At 38.0% G+C, this 26,477-nt stretch carries 26 protein-coding genes and 1 pseudogene; 26 read left to right on the top strand and 1 reads right to left on the bottom strand.

Annotated features, from left to right (window positions below; genetic code table 11):
- Positions 1 to 719 precede the first annotated feature (719 nt).
- From J4861_RS00410 to J4861_RS00365, 10 genes are all read left to right on the top strand, one after another.
- The gene (locus tag J4861_RS00410) at positions 720 to 1,742 is read left to right on the top strand and encodes a DUF3871 family protein (RefSeq protein WP_211816245.1); all 1,023 of its coding nucleotides are present in this window, start codon (positions 720 to 722) and stop codon (positions 1,740 to 1,742) included.
- Between the two features lie 80 nt (positions 1,743 to 1,822).
- Complete coding sequence (locus J4861_RS00405) at positions 1,823 to 2,095, top strand: hypothetical protein (RefSeq protein WP_044046118.1); 273 nt, start codon at positions 1,823 to 1,825, stop codon at positions 2,093 to 2,095.
- Positions 2,096 to 2,121: 26 nt separating this feature from the next.
- On the top strand, positions 2,122 to 2,571 hold the full coding sequence (locus J4861_RS00400; protein WP_211816243.1) for a JAB domain-containing protein: 450 nt from the start codon (positions 2,122 to 2,124) through the stop codon (positions 2,569 to 2,571).
- Positions 2,571 to 2,774, top strand: coding sequence for a hypothetical protein (locus J4861_RS00395; protein ID WP_211816242.1), 204 nt, complete (start codon positions 2,571 to 2,573; stop codon positions 2,772 to 2,774). Before J4861_RS00400 ends, J4861_RS00395 begins: the two co-directional genes overlap by 1 nt.
- A 113-nt stretch (positions 2,775 to 2,887) precedes the next feature.
- The gene (locus tag J4861_RS00390; protein ID WP_211816241.1) at positions 2,888 to 3,475 is read left to right on the top strand and encodes a tyrosine-type recombinase/integrase; all 588 of its coding nucleotides are present in this window, start codon (positions 2,888 to 2,890) and stop codon (positions 3,473 to 3,475) included.
- 479 nt (positions 3,476 to 3,954) lie between these two features.
- On the top strand, positions 3,955 to 4,161 hold the full coding sequence (locus J4861_RS00385; protein WP_013265808.1) for a hypothetical protein: 207 nt from the start codon (positions 3,955 to 3,957) through the stop codon (positions 4,159 to 4,161).
- 22 nt (positions 4,162 to 4,183) lie between these two features.
- Positions 4,184 to 5,203 (top strand): penicillin-binding transpeptidase domain-containing protein, encoded by a 1,020-nt coding sequence (locus tag J4861_RS00380; RefSeq protein WP_249110752.1) that lies wholly within the window; start codon positions 4,184 to 4,186, stop codon positions 5,201 to 5,203.
- 4 nt (positions 5,204 to 5,207) lie between these two features.
- Positions 5,208 to 6,083, top strand: a complete 876-nt coding sequence (locus tag J4861_RS00375; protein WP_211816240.1) for a hypothetical protein — start codon at positions 5,208 to 5,210, stop codon at positions 6,081 to 6,083.
- Between the two features lie 17 nt (positions 6,084 to 6,100).
- Positions 6,101 to 6,916 (top strand): WG repeat-containing protein, encoded by an 816-nt coding sequence (locus tag J4861_RS00370; RefSeq protein ID WP_211816239.1) that lies wholly within the window; start codon positions 6,101 to 6,103, stop codon positions 6,914 to 6,916.
- 414 nt (positions 6,917 to 7,330) lie between these two features.
- Positions 7,331 to 8,098: an ATP-binding protein gene (locus tag J4861_RS00365; RefSeq protein WP_211816238.1), complete on the top strand. Its 768-nt coding sequence runs from the start codon at positions 7,331 to 7,333 to the stop codon at positions 8,096 to 8,098.
- On the opposite strand, the gene J4861_RS00360 is transcribed toward J4861_RS00365, so the two are convergent.
- Positions 8,087 to 9,292 carry an ISL3 family transposase gene (locus tag J4861_RS00360; protein ID WP_211815863.1) on the bottom strand — a complete coding sequence of 402 codons (1,206 nt, stop codon included), beginning with the start codon at positions 9,290 to 9,292 and terminating at the stop codon, positions 8,087 to 8,089. The two genes, J4861_RS00365 and J4861_RS00360, sit on opposite strands and share 12 nt — an antisense overlap.
- Before the next feature lie 564 nt (positions 9,293 to 9,856).
- Here J4861_RS00360 and J4861_RS00355 point away from each other — a divergent pair.
- The 16 genes and pseudogenes from J4861_RS00355 (at position 9,857) to J4861_RS00285 (ending at position 25,982) form a co-directional block, all read left to right on the top strand.
- Positions 9,857 to 10,714 (top strand): hypothetical protein, encoded by an 858-nt coding sequence (locus J4861_RS00355; RefSeq protein WP_211816237.1) that lies wholly within the window; start codon positions 9,857 to 9,859, stop codon positions 10,712 to 10,714.
- A 475-nt stretch (positions 10,715 to 11,189) separates the two neighbouring features.
- Entirely contained in the window at positions 11,190 to 11,375 is a 186-nt protein-coding gene (locus tag J4861_RS00350) for a hypothetical protein (protein ID WP_211816235.1), read from the top strand.
- Positions 11,332 to 11,952: a hypothetical protein gene (locus tag J4861_RS00345; protein WP_211816233.1), complete on the top strand. Its 621-nt coding sequence runs from the start codon at positions 11,332 to 11,334 to the stop codon at positions 11,950 to 11,952. The genes J4861_RS00350 and J4861_RS00345 overlap by 44 nt, the downstream gene beginning before the upstream one ends.
- A gap of 280 nt (positions 11,953 to 12,232) precedes the next feature.
- Entirely contained in the window at positions 12,233 to 12,883 is a 651-nt protein-coding gene (locus J4861_RS00340) for an HNH endonuclease (RefSeq protein WP_211816231.1), read from the top strand.
- A 725-nt stretch (positions 12,884 to 13,608) separates the two neighbouring features.
- Positions 13,609 to 14,940: a DNA recombination protein RmuC gene (locus J4861_RS00335; RefSeq protein ID WP_211816229.1), complete on the top strand. Its 1,332-nt coding sequence runs from the start codon at positions 13,609 to 13,611 to the stop codon at positions 14,938 to 14,940.
- Positions 14,941 to 15,613: 673 nt separating this feature from the next.
- Complete coding sequence (locus tag J4861_RS00330) at positions 15,614 to 16,867, top strand: ATP-binding protein (RefSeq protein ID WP_211816228.1); 1,254 nt, start codon at positions 15,614 to 15,616, stop codon at positions 16,865 to 16,867.
- Between the two features lie 76 nt (positions 16,868 to 16,943).
- A complete protein-coding gene (locus J4861_RS00325) occupies positions 16,944 to 18,080 on the top strand; it encodes a ComEC/Rec2 family competence protein (RefSeq protein ID WP_211816226.1) in 1,137 nt (378 codons plus the stop codon).
- A gap of 4 nt (positions 18,081 to 18,084) precedes the next feature.
- Complete coding sequence (locus J4861_RS00320) at positions 18,085 to 21,726, top strand: serine protease (protein ID WP_211816225.1); 3,642 nt, start codon at positions 18,085 to 18,087, stop codon at positions 21,724 to 21,726.
- Positions 21,669 to 22,433, top strand: coding sequence for a hypothetical protein (locus J4861_RS00315; protein WP_211816224.1), 765 nt, complete (start codon positions 21,669 to 21,671; stop codon positions 22,431 to 22,433). Before J4861_RS00320 ends, J4861_RS00315 begins: the two co-directional genes overlap by 58 nt.
- 279 nt (positions 22,434 to 22,712) lie before the next feature.
- Positions 22,713 to 23,033 carry a hypothetical protein gene (locus tag J4861_RS00310; RefSeq protein ID WP_211816223.1) on the top strand — a complete coding sequence of 107 codons (321 nt, stop codon included), beginning with the start codon at positions 22,713 to 22,715 and terminating at the stop codon, positions 23,031 to 23,033.
- Between the two features lie 5 nt (positions 23,034 to 23,038).
- Positions 23,039 to 23,293 carry a hypothetical protein gene (locus tag J4861_RS00305; protein ID WP_211816222.1) on the top strand — a complete coding sequence of 85 codons (255 nt, stop codon included), beginning with the start codon at positions 23,039 to 23,041 and terminating at the stop codon, positions 23,291 to 23,293.
- On the top strand, positions 23,274 to 23,564 hold the full coding sequence (locus tag J4861_RS00300; protein WP_211816221.1) for a hypothetical protein: 291 nt from the start codon (positions 23,274 to 23,276) through the stop codon (positions 23,562 to 23,564). The genes J4861_RS00305 and J4861_RS00300 overlap by 20 nt, the downstream gene beginning before the upstream one ends.
- Positions 23,557 to 24,330 carry a hypothetical protein gene (locus tag J4861_RS00295; protein WP_211816220.1) on the top strand — a complete coding sequence of 258 codons (774 nt, stop codon included), beginning with the start codon at positions 23,557 to 23,559 and terminating at the stop codon, positions 24,328 to 24,330. Before J4861_RS00300 ends, J4861_RS00295 begins: the two co-directional genes overlap by 8 nt.
- A 231-nt stretch (positions 24,331 to 24,561) precedes the next feature.
- Positions 24,562 to 24,731: pseudogene (locus tag J4861_RS13535) on the top strand (IS982 family transposase); the annotation flags it as partial.
- Between the two features lie 218 nt (positions 24,732 to 24,949).
- The gene (nrdG, locus tag J4861_RS00290) at positions 24,950 to 25,435 is read left to right on the top strand and encodes an anaerobic ribonucleoside-triphosphate reductase activating protein (RefSeq protein ID WP_211816219.1); all 486 of its coding nucleotides are present in this window, start codon (positions 24,950 to 24,952) and stop codon (positions 25,433 to 25,435) included.
- Positions 25,436 to 25,562: 127 nt separating this feature from the next.
- Positions 25,563 to 25,982 carry a YiiX/YebB-like N1pC/P60 family cysteine hydrolase gene (locus tag J4861_RS00285; protein ID WP_249110751.1) on the top strand — a complete coding sequence of 140 codons (420 nt, stop codon included), beginning with the start codon at positions 25,563 to 25,565 and terminating at the stop codon, positions 25,980 to 25,982.
- The last annotated feature ends 495 nt before the right edge of the window (positions 25,983 to 26,477 follow it).

The raw sequence follows: 26,477 nt of genomic DNA, 5'->3' as shown, positions 1-26,477 counted from the left end.
TCCAAATACAATGTGCTCCCTCACATTAAGGATAGATAGAATCACATTGAACAAGAAGAGATTATTACAAAGATTATGGTAGAGCCTATTATAGGTTTTGAAACATCTGAATTTACAGAATTTGCCAGAGAATACAACTCAAAAGGTTAACATAGAAAATAGGTGATAAAATGTCTAAAAGTGTACAAAGAGATTAGTAAAGTCAAGATAAGGAGAAATACACAGAGGTAGTTCAAAAAGGCGTAAGTAGCCAACAAGTGAACAGATATAGATCAGATTCAAAAAGGACTTTTATGATCTTGCAAACCAAGTTCGTTACTAAATCTATATATAGCTAACAAACGAAAACACCCCTCCTTATCCTCTAAAATATAGATGCTGCAATAAAGGGGATATCCCACTATATACGCCATCTTAAAATACCTCTCCATCAATCGCTAAGTTCTTTCCTATTATCGAAATACGAGAGAATTATTCACCAGTCAATTCTAATGAGAAGATACGCACAAGGGCATACCCACTTTGCATCCCCTCCACACAATACAAAGGGAAAAGAAAAATAGCAGAGGTCTCTACAGTGAAAAATAGGCTATGAATAAACCTCTATATAATCTTAGGGGATTTAGATGTGTAACAGGCTGGAAGTTGGAGTAATCCGCTTTCGGTCTGTTCTCATTTATACCTATTTTCAATCAATATTCACTTAATCATTTACAGTTATGAACAACGTAACATTAATGCCTGATGTTGTGGCACAGAACAACAGAAACTTTGATTTCAGTAACATTGAAGATGCTGTAATCGTTGATGAAACATCAACTAACAACAGTAGTGTTTCTTTCCTTGAAGCCAATACCAATGCTATCTCACTTGATGAACTTGTCAGTACATGTGTCGTACCAACTTGGGGTAATCAAGAACTGACCATTGCACATCAAGACTTTATTAACTGTGTACATGATGCTGCCAAAGACTTCTATCATGGCGAGCAGATAAATAATCCTGCTATCCGTGTTTCTCATATAGTAAGAGGTAGAACACCTAACGCATTAGGCAAGAAAGCATCTGAACTTTTAGAATGTGAAAAGACACAGTTCTATCAGCGTATGGCGTTTGCTTTTACTATCCCAACTATTTATGAAACCTTGAATGGTCAGAAACTTGAACTTTGTGTGGGTGGAGTGCGTAATTACAACGACCTCAACCTTTATAGGGCAAGTAAAGGTGTAGAGAAGTTCTCTATTTTTATAGGCTGGAGAGTAAACGTGTGCAGTAACCAAGTGCTAACAGGTGATGGTGTCAAACTATCTATCGAGGTCATGAGTATTCGTGACTTATATAAGAATGTGATGGAGTTACTCTATCAATTTAATCCAGCTAAGGATATACACCTAATGCAGACTCTCTCAAATACTTCTCTCACAGAAACACAGTTTGCACAGATAATAGGCAGAATGAGAATGTACCAAGCCTTACCGCAAGGATATACCAAACAGATACCACGCTTGCTGATTACGGACAGCCAAGTGAACAGCGTATGTCGTGGCTATTACAGCAATCCTGATTTTGGTGCCAACGACGACAGTCTGTCTATGTGGGACTTCCACAATCTGCTTACGGAATCCAACAAGGGAAGTTATATTGACACCTACTTGCAGAGAGCGGTAAATGCCACGGAGGTAGTGGTTGGCATCAACAATGCCCTACATGGTGATGAGAAATATAAATGGTTCATTGGATAAGTGAACTGTTGATTGAGAGCAGGGAGACATTCTGCAATGGGTGTCTCCCTTTTTAATTGGTAAACTATACACACAACACGATGAATAAAGAGATAGACAAGGCTCTACACCTTATATATACTTTACAGGAGCAGTTATGCAATATGCCACACAGAGAGGGCTGCCTTAAAATGCTATACCAGATAAGAAGCCTTATGGAGGATTTCGACAGTATGCTGACACCAGACCAACGCAAATACGGTATATACAGTAATGCTTATAAGGAGATATTCGCTAATGGCACAGGTCTTTCGCAATACGACAAGGTTTGTGCAACCATCTGCGAGGAAGAATATGCAGAACTGCCATTTTAACAACAACTTATTCATACATTACAACTATGGACATGGATTTCAAGGTAGCAGAGGTAACGCTACAATACAAACCGACCTGCAAAAAACAAAGCAAGGTTTTTGGTTCAGAGGAAGCATATAATATCTTACTTCCTACATTCAAAGAGGGAACAATAGAGTACAGGGAATATGCTAAGGTGTTATATCTCAACCAAGTAAATGAAGTTATTGCTTATAACACGATTTCAGAGGGAGGACGGACAGAAACTGCCGTTGACCTGAGGATAATACTACAAGGGGCTTTACTGACCAATGCCACGCAAATAATATTTGCTCACAACCATCCAACTGGTAACTTAAGGCCCAGCCCACAGGATGATATGCTTACAAGAGAACTGCAGAAAGTTTGTCAGATTATGAGGATACGTTTTACTGACCATATAATCATATCAGTAGATAGCTATTACAGCTATCGTGAAGAAGGGAGGATATTGTGATGGAAACTAATTATGTCGTAATTCTTGATCTCAGTACAGCAACTGTGATTAAGATACACCTATCGAAAGAGCAGATTGAAGAATCCTACAAATATAATGACTTTGAAGAGTTCCTCTTTACACTTGAACCCAAATATGGCTTTCAAGTAAAAGACTGCTGTTGGATGACGTGTGAGACATTGAAAGAGGAAAACTACCTCTGATTATATTCACTAATAGAGAAAGTGAATGTTGTTCTGATAATCAACCACTTAATAAAAATACTGTCAGAATAATGTTCACTTTCCTTATAAACCCAACATAAAAGAATATTATTATGAGTTTGAAATATAGCAACACAACGGCAGACTACCTTGAATGGTCAGAAGCCATGAACTTAATACATAAGCTGACAAAAGACAAGAACTATAAGATTTCGCTTCTTATAGCGATTGGTTGTTTTACAGGATTAAGAATATCTGATATTCTAACCTTACGATGGAAGCAGATACTTGGTGTTTCAGAGTTTACTATAACCGAACGTAAGACAGGTAAGCAACGAACTATACGCCTTAACAAAGAACTGCAATTGCATATTAAAGACTGTTACGAGCATATCAATCCTCTTGGCATTGCAGCTCCTGTCCTTGTTAGTCAGAAAGGTACAGTTTTCACCGTGCAACGCATCAACGTAATACTCAAAGAACTCAAACAGAGGTACAGACTGAAAATAAAACATTTCAGCTGTCATAGTTTGAGAAAGACATTTGGAAGACAAGTTTATAACATGAATAGTGACAATGCAGAACTGGCACTGATCAAGCTAATGGAGCTTTTCAACCATTCATCTGTAGCTATTACCAAACGGTATCTTGGATTACGTAAGGAAGAAATCTTGGAAACCTACGACTGTCTTACATTCTAAGCAATGACATTTTTTAGAGAATAATTCTTTTATACACCCCATACTAAAAATGTCATCACATGCTGAATAACAAACAAAACACCTTAAAAATAAAAAATCACTCTGTTATACAAACTTTTTGCAAGAAAGAAACATTTAATAAGAAAATTTATCTATCTTTGCAGTGGACTTTCAGTACATCTGTGTGCAGATGTGCGTTATAAAGAGTTCAACTTTTAAAAGAGCGTTTTGATATTATCCTGTTGAGAAATCTGGACAATTTCTGTAACTGGGGATAGTGGCAATAACGCTCACGCTTGGGATTATTGTACCCTTAACTAAGGGAATAATATACCTCAATGCGTGGGCTATTGTTTATTATTCAGTTACAGGCAGTCCAGAGCCTCTCGACAATAATAACAATAGTTCCCACGCTTTTTCCATTTACCTAAATATTAACCGCTTACTTCTGGGAAACAGTGAGCACAAGATACAAAATTATGAAGTGGTTGACTACCATTATTGTTGTAGCTATCATTGCTGGAATCTTAGGTGCACTAAACTCCAAGGATGGAGAAAAAGGAGAAGGATTCTTTTCTGGTGCTCTTGCTGGAGGAATGGGCTGTGGTTATGTTATCTTCGAAATATTTTTAGTCGTAGGTGGATTGATACTTTTATTTAAACTCTTCGGCTTTTTATTTGGATAAACAAATACAACAATTTCCTGCTATGAAAAAAGGGATATTTAACTTACTATCTATGAGTATATTATTCTTTGCCAACCAAGGGTATGCTCAACAGATTAATTCACATTTACAAGCTAAATCCACCTTACAAAATCATGTCAGTTCCATTTTAAAGGAGAATATCAAAAAGATAGATGCTATTAATGGACAGATAATAATAATGGATTGTAAGTCTGGAGAGATTAAGGCAATGGTAAACTTGATGAATACTAAATCAGGAATCAAGCCAGCAATAAGACAATTGTCAGAACCAACTGCCTTAATGCGTACAGTTTCATTATTAGCAGTATTAGAACAAGGTAAGGTAAACCTGAATGATAGTATTGATACTAAAGCAGGAATGCTTGATATAAACGGCTATCTGCTAAAAGATTACAACTGGCTTAGAGGAGGAAATGGAAAGACAAGCGTACAGCAAGGCTTTTTGTTATCATCAAACATCGCTACATACTTAACAGTTAAGCAAGCATTTGGCAAGGAGTATGACAGGTTCTATAAAGCCATTACTAATATGGGCTATGGTTTACCACAAAATAGCTTCAAAGCAATCTTACCAAGTCCCTACAATGACATTTCTCTTGCCGAGTTTGTAAATGGAAAGAATCAGCAGATATTACCTTTACAGATACTTACATTTTATAATGCCATAGCCAATAATGGTAAGATGGTAAAGCCCACTTTTCATAAGAGGGATACTACCATTATAAAAGAACAAATAGCAAGCAAGGAGAATATTGCCACTATCCAGCAATTACTTATACAAAAAAGACTTACTACCAAAGTCTTCTCTGATAAAATCCCCATTGTGGGAGAACAAGGAGTTGCCATTGTAAAGGAAGATGGAGATAACACAGTTTACTGCTTACAGTTCTGTGGCTACTATCCATCAGACAATCCACAATACAGCATCATCGTTTCTTTGAATAAGAAAGGATTATCAGCAAGTGGTGGAATGGCAGGAGAAATAACAAAACAAATAGTAGAAACAAACAACTTTTTTTGATAGTATGAATATCTATTTAATAAACCCTAAGTGGATTGATTCCACTAAATTTCATAGTTTTCTTGAGATATTAAAGGTAAAAACAATAATCAGTTTTATAAACGAGGAAGATTGCACTAAAAATTTACTGCCCAAATATACAGCAATAAAAGTTCTTGATTTCGCTAAGACTCCATTAAGGATGTATGGTAATAACTTTGAGTATAACAAAAAAATAGTTGATGAGTTCTTACAGCAGGCTGTATATGAGTTTATTAGCCCATTCTCCCAATTAGCGAAAGATACTAAAGGGAAGATTTCAATATGCAAAGTAAACGATGCATATAAGCAAAGCACATTTAATAACCCTATCTACAATATTGAAAAACTTAATGATCCTAATATGTTGATTCTTTATAATAGTTATAAAAATGCGCATCCTTTGTATCGTGCTGTAGCAAGATTCAAAAGATATGCTTTTAGCATACTTAACAAATATTGTCCACAATTTGATTATAAACATAGAATCGCATTCGTCAGTTTTGATGAGTTCTTATTTTCTAATAGTGTATTCTCTAATAGTGTAGGAAATTCAGATTATTTCTTTAGGACAAAGTATTATTCTATATATTCAGCAAATAAAATAGATGATTTATTCTGTCCAATGCTTGTTTATCTAAATCTGAAGGCAAATCAAACCCACTATAAAGAACAAACACTACAAGAACTTTTCTTGCGGGATGGTGCGAAACGAGCTATGGAGAAATTTGTTATTGAAAGCCGTGATGCAGAATTACTAAGCAAAAGTTGTAGTTATGATTGCGATGATTCTAACGATTGGGGACAAGAGGGTGAGTTAGAATATATATATGAGAATGGCGGAGATTGGATATTAGATTAACAAATAATATAAAATATATGAAAAAGATAGAAACGCAAGAAGGTGTTTACATCATTCAAGAGAGGGAACACTATGGCATCATCAACGAAAATAATACCATAATAATTCCTTGCATATATGAGTCTATAGAATATATTCCTACTGACAACATATATCTTATAAGATTAAATAAAAAGTATGGTGTTCTGAATACCAATTTTAAGACTATAGTTCCACCTGTTTACTCTGGATTATACCTATGGGGGAAAAAGTTTATTGCAATCATTGCTGATGGACTTTCTGAAAACTTCAACTGGCTTTGGATTTATCAAAAAAGAAAAAGTTACAACGCTTTTTATAATCCTAAATATTCACTGTTAGATAAAGATGGACAAGAAATCTTCCATCCACGCTATGACGCAATTACTCCTGTTGACGAATCATTTGCTACAGTAACACTTGGAGATTATATTGGCTTGATAAATAGTTGTGGAATAGAAATTATCCCTCCTATATATGATATGGAGAAAGATTCTATGATAGAAAAAATAGCAAATGGAATCGAAGAACTAAAGGGTCGAATTCATAATAAAAGCAATAGATATTATCGCTGGGAACTTACCGATGGAAAAATAAGAGAAAAGAGAATATTTTGTTTTTCCCAAGGGAATACTTTATACGTCATGGATGAAGAAGGCACTGTTTTTGGTAGTCAACAATACTTAATCATCCCAAGGTTTGATAAGACTGATAGTATTTGTAATAAAGACATCATAAATTTGTTAAGTAACAATGATACAGAAAAAATACGCAAACAGGATTTTGATTTTAGCAACATAGAACTATTCCGATAAGGATCTCCCAATTAAGAGGGTTATTTGCACCATTTGAGCAATCATTTGGTGCTTTTTATTTTATTCTCTTGCAACTCTCAAAAGAAAAGATTATATTTGCAATATAAACGAAAAAAAAGAGGACTAGTAATGAGTACAAATAACACCACAACAAGCACATCCTCTTTGGAAATCTCAAAGTGGTATCTTGCTTTAACTCACTCATGAAGAGCTCATAACCTACAAATATGTACTTGAAGCCAATAAGCAACAGCGTGTCAAAAATATGATAATGTTGATAAATTATTTGCTTCCTTATAATGGAATATAGGTTTAACACAATTCTAGTTTTGCCAACCTATTATTTCAACATAAAAGGAAATAAGGTAACACAAATATTGTTGGGAATGTTTTAATATAAACCTTTAGAGAAAAATGTCTAAGCAAAGAGTTTCAATTACAGATAATAGTATCAAAAATGGAGTGACGAATGATGCTAAAAAAGCTATATGTGAATTTATATGGAATGGTTTTGATGCAAAAGCTATTCATATTAATATTGAATACCAATCCACCGAATTAGGTGCAATAACTCATCTCTATATAATAGATGATGGCGAAGGAATAAATCGCAGTCAACTGAATGAGACATTTGGAAAATATCAAGACTCAATTAAAAAGCGTTCTTTCCAATGGAGTTCACAAGTAAAAGGACATAAAGGAAAGGGAAGATATGCTTTCAACTGTTTTGCAACTCGTGCTGATTGGACAAGTATTTATAGTGATGGTAAGAATTTGATTAAACACACAATATCAATCAATGCTGGAGACAATCATCATTTTAATGATCATAGCGACTCAGATAAAAATTATATTGTTCATAATGAAAAAACAGGAACCATTGTTTCATTTGCAAATGTTTCATTAAACCAATCCTTTTTTGAGTCAAAAGAATTTGTTGATTATTTAAAAAAAGAATATGCCGTTTTCCTAAAATTGAATGGAAACAAAGGTAAATCTATCATCATAAACGGTAAAGAATTAGATTATAATACAATTATTGCAGATACGGATAATAAGGAAATACAAATTAAGGATGAAACAAATAATAAAAACTATCATTTTGAATTAACTTTTATACGTTGGAAAGAAAAAATAAAAGAGAATTATAGTTATTATTTGGCTCTTCCGTTAAATGCGTAGACTCCTATCATGCAGTGCATATAGTCTTAATTTGAAGTATTCTTCATTTCTGAACCCATATATCTGTCTTTTCAAAACTTTTATTTTGTTGTTAATTCCTTCTATTGTTCCGTTTGTTATATAATGGTCATACCATGCTAATATGTATGTCTTGTATGCTCTAATAGTTGACGCCATTTTCATTAATGGTTGTATTTTGGATTCTATAGCTTGCTTTACCCATTCATCCAACACAGCTTTAGCCTTTTGCTTACTACACTGATTCCATATTTCCTTAAGATCTTCTTTGAGATAATAGGCAATCATTAGCGGACGGTTTAGGCTTAGTGCGTTCTCCAGTCTATTTCTGTGTGCATGATCAAAGATATCATTTCCATTTCTGAGTAACAACCAACGTGTTCCTTTGATTACTTTACGCTTGTTGATGTCCTTTTCCTCATGCCATAACTGTCTCCTTAGCAAGTCCAGCTTTTCGTTCATAAGCTTGGTTACATGAAAGTGGTCTACTACAAGTGCTGCATTGGGAAGATGCTCACTTACAGCTCGTGTATATGCGGCAGAAAGGTCTGTACATACTGCTTGTATATGCTCTTTGTCTTTGCCGAGCCGTTCCCAAAATCCATCAAGAGCATTCTTGCCATTACCATCACCGACATAAACAATATGACCATTATCCAAATCTACAACTATGGTCTTGTATACATGCCCCTTATGAGTGGCAAACTCATCAATGGAAATACGCCTTAACATGGAAAGGTCTGGGTTAGAGTAATTTGACTGTAGAAACTCCATCTGTATATTACGTACTACATCCCAGGATACCTGTAGGAACCATGATATATCTTGAATTGTTGCAAAGCGAGACAGGTCAAACACCATATTTGCAAAAGCTATAGTGTGCCGACGTTTTCCTTTCGCAAAGTCGATGTTTTCTTGTTTGATACAGCCGCAGTCGTGACATTGAATACGATGTACACGCATGTCCAGATAGGTCTTGCTCAGACCTATGGGAACACTTACAAAGCGACGAATATGACTGCCGTTACGATTAATATTATGACTTCCACATACAGGACAACAAAGTTTTTCCTTTGGAGTTTGGATTTCTAAAACTAAGTTATTACCTTCGTAGCGCAGATTCTGACAATCTTGTTGGGAGACGCCTAAGGCGTTTTGCATTATGCTGGTATTCATGTTCTTGAAGTTTGGTCACTACAAAGATACATAATACCAGCTTTTTATATATAACTAATCAGAGATATCTATCCATTTAACGGAAGAACCTATTATTTTCTAGATAATGGGCAGATTGAGCGCTTCGAAAAAACAACATCCCTTAATAGAAAAGATGTTGGTTTTCATCATAGTGTCTATATAATTTCATCGTATTTTGATGAATTTCATCCAACTTCGAGAAAAAGCCAAGATATAGATGAGGAATACTCACAACAGGAAATTACCTTTGATGAAACAAAATTTTCTAAGTCAGAAAAAGATAAAGTTTTTAAGCAGTTAATTAAAATAGCTGGTGTTTGGCTAAATGAAAAACAGAAAGAATATATTTCGTTAGTAGCAGGTGAGGAACTATGGCATAGATTTGAAAAGAAAGGGATTGTTGCTTATCCAAAAAATGAATATGAGCTTCCTCTCTATTTAGAATTAAAGAATACGGTAACAGGAATTTACTCTGTCCAACCAAAAATATTCGAAAATATTAGAGAGAAGCCAGCTAAAACACTGGTAGGCTGTTTAAAACTATTGTTACAGACAGATAAACGCGAAGATTTGATTTCTATAATAGATAGTGTTGTTAAAATGTCCGATGATGAGCGACATAAGTTAGCAGGTATTCTCAAAGTAACAGAGTTGTCGCATATTACTAGTACAATTGGACTCTTAGAAGATCGATTAAAAACAGTGTCTGCATTAAAAGCTATGCTTTTTGACAAAAGACTAAAGGCTTATGAAGTTAAAGATATTCAAAAGATAGTTTCGAGTGCCTTCTGGTTATTCGGTGAACAATACAATATAGTTACGGAAGCAGAGCCAGATTTTCAGCAGGCTTTAGAGGCATATTTAAATGCATTACACAATACTACAGCTGGCGTTGGAAAAAGTAAAGTTAGTGTGGATAAAATGCGTAGTCCAGATGTAAATAAAGAAATGGATATATTTGCTTTCCGCCAAACAAGAAACAGTAATACGGTAGAAAATATCATTATAGAATTGAAGAGACCATCAGTAAAACTAGGGGAGCTTGAATTGAGCCAAATAAAAACTTATATGAGGACTATATATCAAGAGCCACAGTTTTGTTCTGCAAGTGCAAAATGGACGTTCATTCTCGTAGGAAATGAATTAGATAATAGCGGAAGCATTGAAACAGAATACGATTCTAACAAGACATGGGGGAAGAGGGATTTAGTTTTACATGTTGATAAAAACTCTCAAAGATATGAGATTTTCGTTAAAACATGGAGCACTATTTTCGATGACTTTGAAATAAGACATGATTTTCTATTAAGGAGGTTAAATTTTCGACGTCAGGAACTGTCTGCACAATACTCTAATAAAGAAGATTTGCACAACATCGTAGATTCTGCCAAGGAGAAATAAAAAGACAACATCCTATGAATAAAATCATTTAGTGCTTTTTCGTTGATGACATTTTTACTCTGAAAATTATTATATATACCCAAATGTAAAAATGTCACTCCAAACGAGAAATTCTGATTTTAAGTACACTTTTACTCGATTTTTCAGAAAAGTGCGAAGCAGTTTGGATTTACAGAATAAGATACCTATATTTGTTTTAGATATTCAGGTAATCCCAACGATATAAAGGAAATATGGAGGTGCAACAATGTACCTCTTTATTTATTGCTTGAAGTGTCGATTTTTTATTTATAAGCCACTACAGATAAAATTGAAGTACAGATATACCTAATGAAAGAAAAACACATTGCCAATGAGAGCCGTATGAGAATTGCCAATGAGAGCAATAGATACTATTAATAAAAAAACTATTACTCATACAGCTCAAATCTTTCAGATTTTCGCTTATCTAAACTTATTGATTTAACAATGGGACATGATTATAAAAGTAACAACAGGAGAACAATTTGAAACCCGAAAAGAAGCCAAAGAACGTGTTGGAGGTAAATGGGCATTTGAAAAATTAGTAAAAAACGGAGAGATAAGATTTATAAAGGATGGTAATAACATAGCAAGCGATGGATTACACTACCCTAAGCAAGGAAATCGGAGCTTGTCTTAATCCACTTCAAGCATACATATACTTGGGATTATGCCTACATACAGATTTTAAGAATGATATTTCAAATATTAACCAAGATACCTTGGCAAAGTTCCTACAATGTGATGTCGGTGCTATACAAAGAGCCTTACGAGTGTTTCAAGAGAACAACTTGCTTACCATTCATCAAGACAGATATGGCTGGAGAGAGAAGAACAGATATAAGCTAATTAGAACTAACTGGTTTGGCGTTAAAAGAAAGATACTGGAAGAAAACATAACAAGAGAACAGATAGGCTTTCTCTTATTGTTGAAAAGTCTTTGCTACAACCACTGTAATTACACTGATTACTATGGAAAGGGCTTACAGGAAATAATGACTCTTAAACGGAGCATGATTGACAATTATTTGAGGGCATTAGAAGTCAGACAATATATCAAGAGAGATAAGAAGAAGAAACGGATAACAATACTCCGAGATGATTTATTCCTAACAACAAAAGAATCAGAGAAAGAGAAAATTATGAAACTATGCCCAGAGGTTATGGGTGATAATGATTACATTGATGAATATGGACAATACCATTTTGTAGACTAAAATCAAGGAAGCCTTACACCATATTTATAAGACAGGAGAAAGGGCTACTAACAAAGATATAAAAGCTACCCTACAAACAATTTACACTAAGTTTGGTTGCAAGAGAAAGGCTAAAGGAACACAGATTACTGAATATGGCTTTGCCACACAAAGATGTAAAATCCCTACAGATAAGGGGAGAAAAGATGGAATGATATTATTCACAACATAACTACAGGCAATGATAACAAAAGAACACTTATAGGCACTCGTCAACGAGGCTAAAAGTCTTGTTGACATATTGAAGATACTGAATAAGAGGCAGAGTAAAACTAACATAGAAGAGCTTACTACTTTATTAGATAAATACGGCATAGCTTATCATACTCTTCCCATTAGACTGATACAAGAGAAAATTCCCTTAAAAGACATACTTGTAGAAAACAGTACTTATCAATCTTCTAAACTAAAGAAGAGACTGATTGAAGAGGGTATCAAGCAGGAACATTGCGAAATATGCGGACAAGGTAACACATGGAATGACAAACTACTTGTCTTGCAATTAGACCATATCAATGGTATACACACTGATAACCGATTGGAGAACCTGCGCATCGTCTGCCCAAACTGTCATACACAAACAGATACGTTCTGTACTCGAAAACTTAGACAACACAACTACTGTAAAGACTGTGGAAAAGAGATTACTCCTAAGTCTACTTGGTGTCCCGAATGTGCATTGAAACATAACCGTGTACACAAGGTTTCACCCTCTGATAAGCCCTCCAAGGAAGAGCTACTGCAGCTAATAAAAGAGAAACCATTTACCGAAATCGGTAGAATATACGGAGTAACTGACAATGCTATCCGTAAATGGTGTAAAAAGATGGGACTACCCTCCACGAAAAGAGAGTTAAACGCATTATATAAGAAAAACACAGATAGAGGATAAACAGCCATACTTCCTATTTCAAACTGTGAGATTATTTTCACACAACTGACCTAAATTTGTTAGTTTAGTACAGTATTATTCAAGATATTTTTGTAACTTTGTGATACGATAGAGCGTTGACCTATAGTTGACCTCTTATTCGCACAGAGTTCATTAACAAGCTGATAAATAAGCTCATATATAGTTTGTGTGGCGAGACTCATAATCTGGAGGTCCCTGGTTCAAGCCCAGGCTGGTCCACAAAGGAGTATTAAAGAGTTGTAGAGGTTTCTGCAACTCTTTTTTATGTGGTCATTTTCGAAGGTGGGGGTGGACGGTTGTCGCCTGTGTAAGGATGAAAGATACGAGCGTTTTTGATGTTGTTTACTCCGTATGTTGGATGGATAGACAAATTGACATGCTGAGTCGTTAACTGAAAGGGCTTCATCGGGCGTTGAGTATAGGCTTGTCATGGGAAGGAAATGTTTAGAATTAAGATACTACCAACTGAAAAATATTCTTTTAAAAGGGGCGTTTTTCTCTGATTTTATTTGTATTTTTGTCATGCTAATCGTACCGTTTCGGACGCTTTTATCCAATAATAAATAAGGTGACTTTTACGATGTAGCAAAGTGCTCATGATAGAACTCTGTGCTATTCACGTCTGTTGAGGCGCTACTGAGGCTCTATAAAGTCGATTCATTCATGGCTTTATATGAGGAAAAATCAAATGAAAAAGAACAAGTATGGCAATAATTTATCTACTTCTCGGTATCATCATCGGTGCAAGTATCATGTTCCTCTGGATGAAGAACAAATCAACACAGGAACAAAAGAATGCTGGTGAGCAATTAGCGGTCCTCCGTAGTCAACTTGAAACAGAACGAAAGAATGTTGACGAACGTATTGCGGTGGTGAAAGAGAATGCTTTACAGCAACTTGAGGCAGAGCGAAAGCATGGCGAACAGCTACGCAACGAACTCCAGAAGCAGGCTGAAGCGAAGAACCGACTCCTGCAGGAAGAGGTGCGCAATATGGCTGCTCAGATGTTGGATGAGAGTCGGGAGAAGATGAATACGGCTGATAAAGAACGTTTGGACGCTCTCCTCTCGCCACTAAAAGAGCGTTTAGAGGCTTTTAATCAGACTGTTACAAACAACAGTAAGGAGAATACTGCCAATAAAACAGAGATTAAAACGACCTTCGAGGAGGCGATGAAACGTCTTCATGCGGAGCAGGAACTGACCATCAAGGCGATGCGCGAGAATCAAGAACGGGCGGTGAAGGAACTGCGTGAACAAACGGAACGTATCGGTAATGATGCTGCTTCGCTCACACAAGCCCTTAAAGGTGACTCTAAGATGCAGGGCGATTGGGGTGAGATGATTCTCGATAAGACGTTGGAAGACTGCGGTCTTATTCAGGGGCAACAGTATTTTCTGCAAGAGAACTACAAAGATAAGGACGGTAATAACTTCCGACCAGATGCCGTGATTGTCTTCCCGAACGAAGAACGTGCCGTGATAGATGCTAAGGTTTCATTGACGGCTTATCAGGCAGCAATCAGAGAAGAAGATGCTACGGAGCGTGAACGCTATTTGAAGGAACATGTTTCCTCTATCAAGAAGCATGTCGACGAACTGTCGGCTAAGAACTACGAGAAACTTGTACCGGGCTGTATTGGTTTTGTACTGATGTTCGTCCCTTACGAAAGTGGCTATTCTGCAGCCTTGAAGACCGACCCATCTATCTTGCAATACGCTTATCGTAAGCATATTATCATTCTGAGTCCAAGCAATCTTCTCATGGCTCTGCAGCTGACACACACGATGTGGCAGAACTTCCGTATGACAAAGAATGTAGAGGAAATCCTACACCAATCAAACGAACTCTTCGATAAGTTCGTCACCTTTGCAGAGACTTTCGTAAAGTTAGGTGCCGACATCGAACGCCTACAGCAGGATTTCAGCAGGGCGAAGGGTCAGCTAAACGAGGGTAAGGGAAACATTGTCCGTCGATTAGAAGGATTAAAAACATTAGGTATCAGTCCGAAGAAACAGATTCCAGAGAGCCTGTAATAAGTGGAAATCGAGCTATAAATAGCTTCCTAAAATCATATAAAACGTCCTCAACAATCTGCTTTCAGATTACTGAGGACGTTTTGTTGTTTCTGAATTTCCTTTACATTATCTTATGCTTTTATACCGAAAAAAGCCTAAAGAGTGGCGTTTTTGTCTACCTTTGTAAGCCTCTCGCTATAAAGAAGTTACGAAACGGTGTTTTAAAAGGTGCTTAATCGGACTCCAAAAGGGCGTTAGTAAGGGTCTTAAAGGGCACCTTTTGCAAGCTTAAAGGGCGTCTTTACGAACCTAAAAGAGCATGTGTTGAATTTTTAGTATTATTTTTTTTATTACAAAATAGATAGTTGTTTTTTGTTCTGGCGTGTTCTTTTCTGTATTCCTATGTTCCATTTGTTTTTTCATTCACAAGGAATACAAGTTTGATTTGGTCCTAAGGTAGACGCTTTTATTTTGTATGAGAAGACGGAATGTATTGTATTTGATAGAAGTGTTTAAGACGATGCCAAATAAAATAAATAAACCTTAGCAGAAGCATAGGTTATGAGAAATAATGATTCATGATAAAAAAAGTGTAAAAAGTCATAGGTTATTAAGTTTGTTTTATAGGAAATGTGTAACTTTGTAAATCAAACTTTATAAAAATAGATACTTCTTATTAAATGTAGTTTATATGGGTGTTAGTAAAGATGTCATCAAACAGTGCCTGATTAGTAAACAGCGCGAAGTGGATGAGGCGGTACTTGTGAACCGTCCTACAGACTTTGAAGAGAATGGCAATTATGTGATAGTTGGCGTGAGACATGCGGGTAAGTCGTATCTGCTGTATCAGCGTGTGCGACAACTGCAGGCAGCAGGAAAGGGATGGGATGAGATTCTGTTTGTGGATTTTGAAGATGAACGTCTGGCGGAATTCCAACCGGAAGACTTTAACAGTTTGCTGGAAGCCCATCTGGAACTGTATGGTAAAAAGCCAGTGGTATTTTTGGACGAGGTGCAGAACATTCCGTATTGGGATAAGTTCGTGCGCAGGTTGGCTGATGCGAAATACAGGGTGTATGTGACGGGCAGCAATGCGAAGATGCTGAGTAAAGAGGTGGCAACTACGTTGGGCGGACGGTTCTTTATTTACGATGCGTACCCATATTCTTTCAAAGAGTATCTGACAGCGCAGCAGGTGGAACTGAGGGAGCATTGGGAGTATGATACAATTCAGCGAAGTGAAGTGAAGCGACATCTGAATGAGTACTTCTATTACGGTGGTCTGCCAGAGATCCTTTCGTTTAAGAACAAGCGGGCTATGCTTTCGAGTTTGTACCAGAAGATCTACTTGGGTGACATCTGTGCCCGAAATAATATTAAGAATGATAGGGTGTTGAATATTCTGATTAAGAAGATGGCAGAAAGCGTAAAGCAACCGCTGTCGTATAACAGGCTGAAGAATGTGATAGTGGCAACGGGATCGCCCATCAGTGTGCCCACTACGATAGACTATGCGGATTATGCCGCTGACAGTTGGCTGATATTGCCCATGGAGAATGAGATAGGGAAACTGACGGAGAAGGAGACGCAGAAGAAGTACTACTTTGTTGATAACGGTTTACTGAACCTGTTCCTGATGAATTCAGAGACATCGCTATTGGAGAATATGGTGGCGGTGGAACTGTGTAGGCGGTATGGCAAAAAGAATGTGTTTTACCTGAATGCGGAGAAGGAGATAGACTTCATTGTACCCGACGAGAAGTTGGCTATACAAGTGTCTTACAGCATCAAGGATGCGACCACCTACAATAGGGAGGTGCCGCCACTGGTGAAGTATGCCAAGGCGCACCAGGACTGGAAGTGCCTATTGATTACGTATGATGAGGAGGGCACGGAAGAGGGAATACCCGTGGTGTCAGTGTGGAAGTGGCTGATGGAGGTGTGAGGATTGAGAAGTTTAGGGAAATACTGGAATTGGAGGAGAAGTATAAGCATGTGAACCAATATAAGTGAAAGGATTTATGAGAATTATCATTCTTCCGGCATTCAATGGAGATTGTATTCTGGTGGAATTCCAGCTATCTCATTATATGCTCATTGATGGAGGATACGTAGATACATACGAGAACTATCTTTTACCTACTTTAAAAGAAATTGCAGCGCGAGGAGGTGAACTTGATGTAGTAGTTGTGACCCATATAGACGGTGACCATATCTCTGGCATCATCAGGATGATGGAAGATATGCCTATTGGGATAAGAGAAATATGGTATAATGGTTACAGACATATTCAGTCTGTGGCTGTCACTGTGGCAGAAAAAGAAACGTTTGTTCATAGAAATATATCCAAAGAGTGTCAAGCGGAGAGAGCAAAAACAATTAGTGCAAAACAGGGGTGTACCTTGTCTGCACTTATAGCAAAAAACGGGATTTCATGGAATACACCGTCGAAAGGTTATACCATTATGGCCCCAATGACCTTCCCGTTAGGAGATGCTATCATTCACGTTCTTTCTCCAAATAATGAGGATATAGAAGCCCTTGAAAGTTTTTGGAAGAAAAGACTGATTAAGGATGGATTGCTTAAAAAGGCTCACAGTGAAGAGTACTGGGATGATGCTTATGAGTTTAGTATTAGCAAAGATATGCCTGGATTTCATTTTCATGAGAAAAAGGTATCTAAGAGTTATGATTTGCTTATGTTGTGTAAAGAGGCTTACGAACCTGACAGCTCAGCAAGTAAGGGCAGCTCCATTTCATTCGTGCTTGAGACAGAAGGAAAGAGATTACTGTTTTTAGGTGATTCACATGCGGAAACTGTGGTAGCTTCTCTGAGGACCCTTTACTGTGAAGAGAAAGCACCCTATAAATTTGATGCGGTGAAACTATCTCATCATGGTTCCTATAACAACAATTCGCCAGAGTTGTTTAGTTTGATAGTTTCAGACAAATGGTTGATATCTACGAAGGGTGATAAGTATAACCATCCTGATATGCCTACTTTGGCACATATCATAACATCTGGAGTGAACAATCAATTATATTTCAACTATCCATTACCTGTATGTCAAGAGCTATTGAAGCCTGATTATCACGAGGGACATGATTTCGATGTGATTATGCCTGAAGGCGATAAAGGTATCACAATAACAATATAATGTCATGATAGAAAACTTAGTAGTACAGAGTATCTGTGGAAACGAGGCCGGAACTGCATTTTATGTGGCTCCCAATCTCATATTGACCGCCTTTCACACAGTTTCTTCCTTTGAAGAGGTAGGTGTGCATATTATAAAAGATGAAACTGACGGCGATATGACCTTTACCATTGTCAAAAACTATGAAGATTTGGATATCTCGGTCTTGAAAGTAGAAGGTCGCACAACATCAGAGAGTTTGCCGCTTTTCCTGCATACCCTCAGGGTAAAGGAATTGGTCAGCTCATTTGGGTACCCCTATGCTGCGAAGCATGGGGGTATGAGAATTGATGGCAGTGTGAGGCAAAAGAACCAACAGGGTACTGGCGACATCAATATTCAAGTAAACAATGTGGATGATGCTTTCGACTACGACGGTATGTCAGGAGCGCCTGTGTTGCAAGAGGGAAAAGTGGTTGGTGTTGTGATTGAACAATCGGGCAATAACCTAACCTTTATTAGTGTTAGAAAACTGATTAATGCCCTACATGAAAATGGCATCTCCGTGGAAGAGGAAACAATACTAACCGATATACCAGAATCAATTGCCCATGACGTTGCATTGTCTAAACCCAACCACACTGTTATGGGAATATTGGATGAAAGGATCGGGGAAAAGAACAGTAACTGGTTGCTTTTATTCGGTTCGCCGGGATGTGGTAAAACGATACTAGCTGCAGGTTATGAACCAGATAACGATAATGTAGAAGTCATTGGCCGGTTTTTCTTTAAAGTACCTAATGACCCGCTGAGTCGAGCCGTCAGATGTTCAGAGAGTCACTTCGCAGAGTTTCTTGAAACGGTATATATCAACAAGACGGGAGAAGAGATAGAAAAACTATCATTTGAGGAAAGAAGAAAAAGAATACCCAGATGGATTAATATTATTGGGAATGAGCTTTCCCTAGATGCCAAACAGGGTATCCTCTTTATAGACGGTCTGGATGAGCTCGCAGATGACAATCGGAACCGAGTTGGTGAATTCTTAGCATTGCTGCCAGAAACTATGCCGCAGAATATTAGCGTCGTACTCTCGTGTATCAGCAAGGAGATACTACCTGCAACAGTTGTAGAGAAGATAGCGCCAGACAACTACATAGAAGTTACCCCTTTGGACATAGCTGCCTGTGAATTGTATATCCAAGCAAACAGTGGCGAGTGGAACAAGCCCTACTCATTTGTTCAGGCTGTGGCGAATAAGACGGAGGGGCATCCACTGTATATGAATTATCTATGCCGCTATATAGCTGACACATTTGACGACGAGACACGTGAGAGCCAATTGAACGAATGGTTGGATAGCTTGCCAACCATCAACGGTAACATCCGTTCCTATTATGAAGCAATTTGGAAAAGGGCAGAGACTAACGCTATCGTGACGGAGGTGATGGCGATATTATCACAGACCCGTGGGCTGGTTGACGAAACCCAGTTGTTAGGAATGATGAAGCAATTGACCCCCTATGAATTCAAGTCGGTCACTAAGGAGTTCCGCCACCTGATGAAAGAGAAAGACGAGGATGTGTATGAGATCTACCATAGTTCGTTCAGACTCTTCGTGACAGATAAGTTGATGTCAGTCATCATTTACACCAACGACCAAATAGCTGCATATTGTGAGGCACATCCTGAGTCCAGATATACAATTGATAACCACTTGCATCATGTGGTTAACGGCAGTGATGTGAAGAAAGGGCTTGCAATGTGCAACCAAGTATGGGCGGATCAATGCGCTAGGCATGACGTGTCGCCAGATTTGGTAATGCACGATATTAAAGAGTGTCTGTCATTTGCTGTTGACCAAGGTCTTGCCGTGGAAGTTATCAGACTGATGCTGCTTGCTCAGCGAATAGAAAACCGCTATGACTCTATCATGGTGGACAATGTTGATGAAATTGCAGAATTGGCTTTCCTCTTGGGTAAGCCAGATGTCGCCATGAAATATATTGTAAGGGACCATACACTCTTAGTAAGTTTACAGGCGGCTATCCATTATCTTCGAGTAATGTTTGAGAAAGATTATCAAGATCAAGCATTTACGCTATCAGACGCCATTGAGGCCTGTATCAGAAAGGATCTCAGCGATACATCGAAAAAAGGAGCAGACCCATTTGTTTTTGCTGCAAAGGGTTTTTTGATAGTTGAAGGTATCTTGGCGGGCGTAGAAGAACCGTCAGATTTAGTTCGCTATTTTAAGACACTTCAAAAACTTGTGGACAAAAAAGATGAAGACTCTGTTAAAGCTATCTATACAGTACAGGATGTTATTATTGCCTATCAGTTGTCTAATCAGTTGCGTTCGGAAAAGAAAATTCCTATTGAAAAATATCTGAAGTCATTCAAGGTGGGGTGGGACGAAAGGATCTTGATGCTTTTCGTTAAAGTATTAGCCCTGTACGATGAAAGAGAACTTGGACTAAACAAGATAGGACGCAACAGTGCATACCAAGATTGTTTGAAACAGGTTGAAACAGTATTGGCAAGCCATACGTTTGTATTCTCAGAGAATGATTTACATATTCTGCTAATGGTTTTGGTAGACCAATCTAGCCAAGTGGACGTTGTTAAGAAACTGTTGAACCAATACAATCCCCAACCCGGAAAGTTAGTTTTTCGGGATGGTAATGGTGTAGATCTTGATTCAAAAGCATTAGCTACTTTCTATAAAGAGAGTCTATACAAGGCTTATTTAGATGATAGCCTCGTTTGCCCAGACGTGAACAGAGATTATTATGGCGATACAATATGGGAAGGCTATATTGAGCACTTGATAGCGAGAATTGCTTATCTTGACGGAATGCTATGCAGGAAACGTGCTGCAAGTGAAGACTATAGCATGTTATACGGCCTGTTGAATGAGGTGCTGCAATGCATTGATTTCCCATTTGAGGTTAGGATTCATTGGCTACGGAGTTATCTCCTGCCCGAAGATTTATTCCTGTTTATTTATGATAAACTGGCAGAATTGTACTGCAAGTTCTTTGATGACAAATTGAACGATTTTATAGATCATCTGAAAAGCAGGATGCCTAATCAGTTATGTCTTTATAGAGAAGGCTACTGTGCTTCACTTATCAGATTGACAGGCATATTCAATGGTAATACAAGGACAAAAGATATAGCTCTTTTCCTAGCAGAGGAGGTTTTTAAATATATTAAGTATGCTGTACAGAACAGGGGTGAGCGTTGTACAAATCTGCTCAGGCTGTGTCAGGAATACGCACGTATGGGCGAACAGGAGAAAGTTGCAGTTGCCTATCAGGAAATGTTGAATAGTTCTATGGGGCCAGATTGGTACAAGGAAGCCCAGATAGGGCTAATCAATGAGTACAGAAAAAATAGTATTCAACTCACTGGTGACCAGATAGGTCATTTGGCGGCGATATTTGAAGAAGCCTCAGGCGAGATGACCTTCCAACGTTATGTTCAACAGGAAAAGAACGAGTTTGTTGCAACCATTGCAAATGCATCCTCATTGGCAGATGCTATTGCCTATTATAAGTTTGAGACATTGCCAGAGTCAGAAAGAATTATATCGAATGCAGAAGATTGGAAAGTGGACATGCCAAGAAGGGAGATGGCTATGACCTCGGATGTAACCATCTGATAGAGGCCAGTGCCATGTGCCAGTTGTTGCGGGAATGTAAGGATGTATCACCATACATTAGATATGCGTTAAGCGAATTATTCTGGTATAACTGGGATAAGATGCATAATGACCATCAATATGCCAAACTTCATTCAGAGATTATAGCAGCGCTTGGTGATGAAAGGGCAAAGTCGGATTTGATTCAGCGAATGGCTTTGTATTTCGTACATGACTATTATTATGATAAGAAAGGTACCTATCTGACAGATTTGGAAGAAACAAACGTCTCAGCCAACATCCTAAACGATTTTGAACAAGCGTTGAAGGAGGTGGGCTATATTTGGAAAAGAAGAGCTAAGAAGAGAGGCCGATACGAAAGAGAAGATGCCTTAGCTGGTATGATTTCATGCAAGCGAATTCTTGAAGAGAAAAGAAAGGATATAGTATCACCTATAGGAAGTTACTGGTATTCGCTAAGCGAATTTATTACTCCGCTTATTAGCATGCCCGATTTTGAAAAAAATCAGTTGTTTGATGTTATAGTAGGACATTATGATATTAACGTGCAGCCATCACCGTATCAAATAGATAAATTCACTTGGTTTGTAGGACCGCACGAAGAACAGAATAAAGATGAGCAGATGATACATTTCCTTATCTGGTTCTTGATTCATCCGGATAGGAATATATCGAGACGAGCAGAAGAAAGTATAATATGGTTGTGAGGATATGATGACAGGGTGGTTAAATGCTTGACTGCGGAAATACTCCGAACTGATGAGACAGGGCTGGATGTCGCTGCATCAGCGATTTTACATGAAATCACCAAGGATTATTCGAAAATTGTATGCAGCTATCTACAGAATGGTGACATTCAAGAAAACTTATGTCACATCCCGAACTTCTCTATTTCTAGAAATCTTTATATGATAGGTTCTCTTCTATCTGGACAATGTGACGAGAGTAGTCTACTTGAAAGAATTAAGACTATTATACCGGCATCTATGCCAGATCGAGATGATGTGATGATTGACATTGAAGACATGCCTCTTATCAGCCATAAGATTGATAAACTCAATAACCTTCAGGTGACCGGTGGAAAGGATTTCGCCAAGCCGTATATAGAGGCTGTTAGGACGTTACGAAAAGAAGGTACACTTGATTGTCTGAATCAGTCGGATAAGTATGTCAGGAGGAGTTTTTACCTAAGCAGTGCACCAAAAGGAAGATACGGAAGGGTAATGGAGGCTGTTCTGAACAAAGTTCTCTATGGAAAAGTTGACATGAAGAGAGCAGACAGGGTTTATTATGCAATTAATGACTAGTAGCAATGGCAAAGAATCTGAGGTCATCATATCCGGGAAGGCGAGATTTTGAGCGAGGCGCAAACTTGCTGAAAGAGTGTATAGAAGGACAACGTATTAATTTTGCCGCCCAAATGGAGCATATGTTTGATTCTTTAACAAGAGTAAAGATGCTGCCTAATGGACGATTGAATCTGGATACTGTGGATGAATTTGTGCGTTCCACTTTCCACATGTTGGTTATGAATCCTTTTAAAGAATTTGATGAAACAAAGAAGTAAATACGGTATGCCGCCACCTGATTCAAGAGCGGCCTTTGAGCATAATGTGTTTTTACTGATTGACGAGTTAGAGCAGCATGCCGGAGATAAAGCCTTCATGGCAAACCGTGCATGGGCTTTGGGTGACTCGTTGGAACATGCACGGTATCTTCCCAACCGAAGAATAGAAATAGCCAATATAGACGAAAGAATGCGCAATTTAGCCAACATGATGGACTGGATGAAATATTTACCTCCGATACAATTTGAAAAAAATCACAATAATGACTGAAATAAAAGAACTGTTAGCAGAAGAGTTAACCCTGCTGAAGAAGATTCAAAAGTACGGGAAAGGACATTCACAGGGTGAACTGGAACGGGTTGAGAAGGTTAAGCTACTCCTGTTATACCGTATCTACTCAAATCTGTATTCATCACTGCTGTTAACTGCGCAGGTCATGAAAACTGGAAAGATTTCATTTTTTCAGTTACCGATAGGATTGTTGTTGCGTTGTTGCTTTACCGATTGTTTGTTCGCCCTATACATACAGCGTGCCGGCAAGAAACGAGCTTACGAGGAACTTGATCTGAGAACAATAGAGTATGCCAACTCTATGTTGGAGCGCAAAGAGGTATACAGAGATCAGGTGAAAAGTACGAGAAAGATATTTGATGGTGCCTTTATAGACCATTTGTGGGAGTTAACTATGGAAGATAAATTCTTGGGACTGCTAACACTGGAAGATAATCTGGAGGAGTTGACGGTAAAAAAGCAATCGAAACAACAATTGAAAGATGAGGGCTTTTCGAGAGTGAAGAGTATTACGACCAAAGATGTTGCAAACTTCTTGATTAGGATTCCTGAACTCGAAAAAGTGGCAACACGATTGTATCACTATTACAAGTATTTCTCGCAATATGAACACTTCTCGGAGAACGGACAAGGGGATGTACTTGCGTCGTTGGAAAAGGACGGTAATGATAATATCCATCTACCTTCAGCCATCAAATCCTTAAGTGCCGGAGTGGAGATTGTAATGAATAAACGTGACAAATAACGAGTGAAATGCGGTATACAAATGGAAAAATAAAGGGAGTGATAGATACAAAAGCAATTAGAAAAAAGCGTTGAATCAGTTCAAAACTTTATTGCAAATAAGTTCGGTATAAGCAAACCTATAAAAAGTTGTGTGAGTAGGATGTTTTTGTAATTTTGTGTTTGTAAATCAAATAGTTGTAAAGAAATATTCACTCCTATGAGTGATACAAGTTTAGTAGAATGATTCTGTATATTTGACGATTTTGCAAGTATTTTACTTCCAAGTTTGAAAAGTACATGCTCCTAGTGTTCAGCAAGCTGCATCGTAACTACGCCTGCTGTATGTTGGACAGCGAGATTATAACTATTCTCGTACAGTTCCATACCCACTGTTTCCGCGATCTAAAGTTCTTCTATCTCAGCATATAATGGTTTTTTTTTACTCCAGATCTTAAAAGACAGAGATGAAACTTTACAAATTTTATCAATAATTCCAGATAAAGTCTGCTCTGTTTAATACTTTCTTTATATCTTTGTAGGATAGAAAATCGTTCACATAAAAGGAGGTGACACGGTGTTGCGTGGGTGAAGATAATCACTTGAGCATAAGCGTGTTCAGCAAAAAGAATCAGATAGTAATGCTTCGTTATATTAATACAGATATCGTCTTTCAGGAGTTTCCCGATGAGGTGACGCTTGCCATCAATATTTCGGGATGTCCGTGTTGCTGTCCGGGCTGCCATAGTCAGTTCTTGTGGGCAAATAGGGGAGATGAATTGACGGCTGAAGCACTGTCTGCACTGATTCATGATGCGAAAGATACCATTACCTGTGTGGGCTTTATGGGGGGCGATGGCGACCCAGCGGAAGTCGACCTGCTTGCGAAATATGTCCAAGAACGTTACAACGGTTTGAAGGTTGGTTGGTACACTGGGCGCACGGCAATCTCTCCGCTCATCGATCAACAGCATTTCGACTATATCAAAGTGGGCCCCTACCTCCGCCATTTGGGTGGACTCGATTCCCCACGTACTAACCAACGAATGTACCGCCGCTGCACAGATGGAAGCTTTGAGGATATCACTTCTCGCTTTTGGAAACATCAGTCAGAGAGTAGCTTATAAGAAGAAGTCTGCTCCGCTTGACATTCTGCTTTAGAATCATTACCTTTGCAATCGCTTTACGGCTACTCCTAAGTAACGGAAAATGTATTTTTAGAGTCCTTGTAAGTCAAAGAATAACAGAATAATAATGAAAAAGTTTAAGACAATAATCATGTTGCTATTGGTTGCTATTGCATTATATGCGCAGCGAACTCCAAGAGTGACGAATGATTTTAAGGAGGGAGACTTAATCTTTCAAGTATCGCAAAGTCGTCAGTCGCCTTTTATTCAATTAGCAACTAATTCTCCGTGGTCACATTGTGGTGTGGTTGTAGAGAAGGAAGGCAAACTCTATGTGCTTGAAGCTTCTAATGTTGTCAAGGTCACTCCACTAAAAAAATGGATTGATAGGGGTAAGATGGGAAGGTATAAGAGAAGACGAGTACTGAACAAACCTGTCAAAATTAAGTACGCTAAATACCTTGGTAAGCGTTATGATTTAGCCTTTAAGTTTAATAATGATAAGTACTATTGTTCAGAACTTATATATGACATCTATAAGGATTAGTTTGGTATTCAACTCACTACGCCCAAGCCTATCAAGTCTTATTATATCTTCGGACTTGGTAAACTAATGAAAAGACGTGGTATGGACCCAAATCAGAAAGTCGTTGCTCCTTGTGACTTGTTATAGATTTAGCGGCATAACGGAAACCGAGTTCTCATGTTGCCTCGTACTCTCCACAAGCAACCTGTTAACCTGTCAACTCGTTCACTCGTTTAGCGTGCCACCCCCTCATGTCGCCTTGTTTTCTTAATACATTTCTATAAAACAAACTTTGCTGTCACTGCTATCACTCGAAAAGCTCGTCTAACTTGTTAGTTTACAGTGTGATTACTTGAAGTGTTAAAAGTGACAGCAAATAAAAACTAAACTCTTCTTGTAAGAAGTGTATTAGTCTCTTGCTTTTTTCAAGCCCTTCTCTCCCCATATATCGTAAGCCTTTACCCCCTGTTCCCCTGTTACTTTGTTTTCCTTCGCAATCAACTTGTTCACTTGTCT

The sequence above is a fragment of the Prevotella melaninogenica genome, from assembly GCF_018127925.1.
Lineage (GTDB): Bacteria > Bacteroidota > Bacteroidia > Bacteroidales > Bacteroidaceae > Prevotella > Prevotella melaninogenica_C.
Note: the sequence above shows the minus strand (reverse complement) of the source record. Positions and strands in the feature narration are given on the sequence as shown.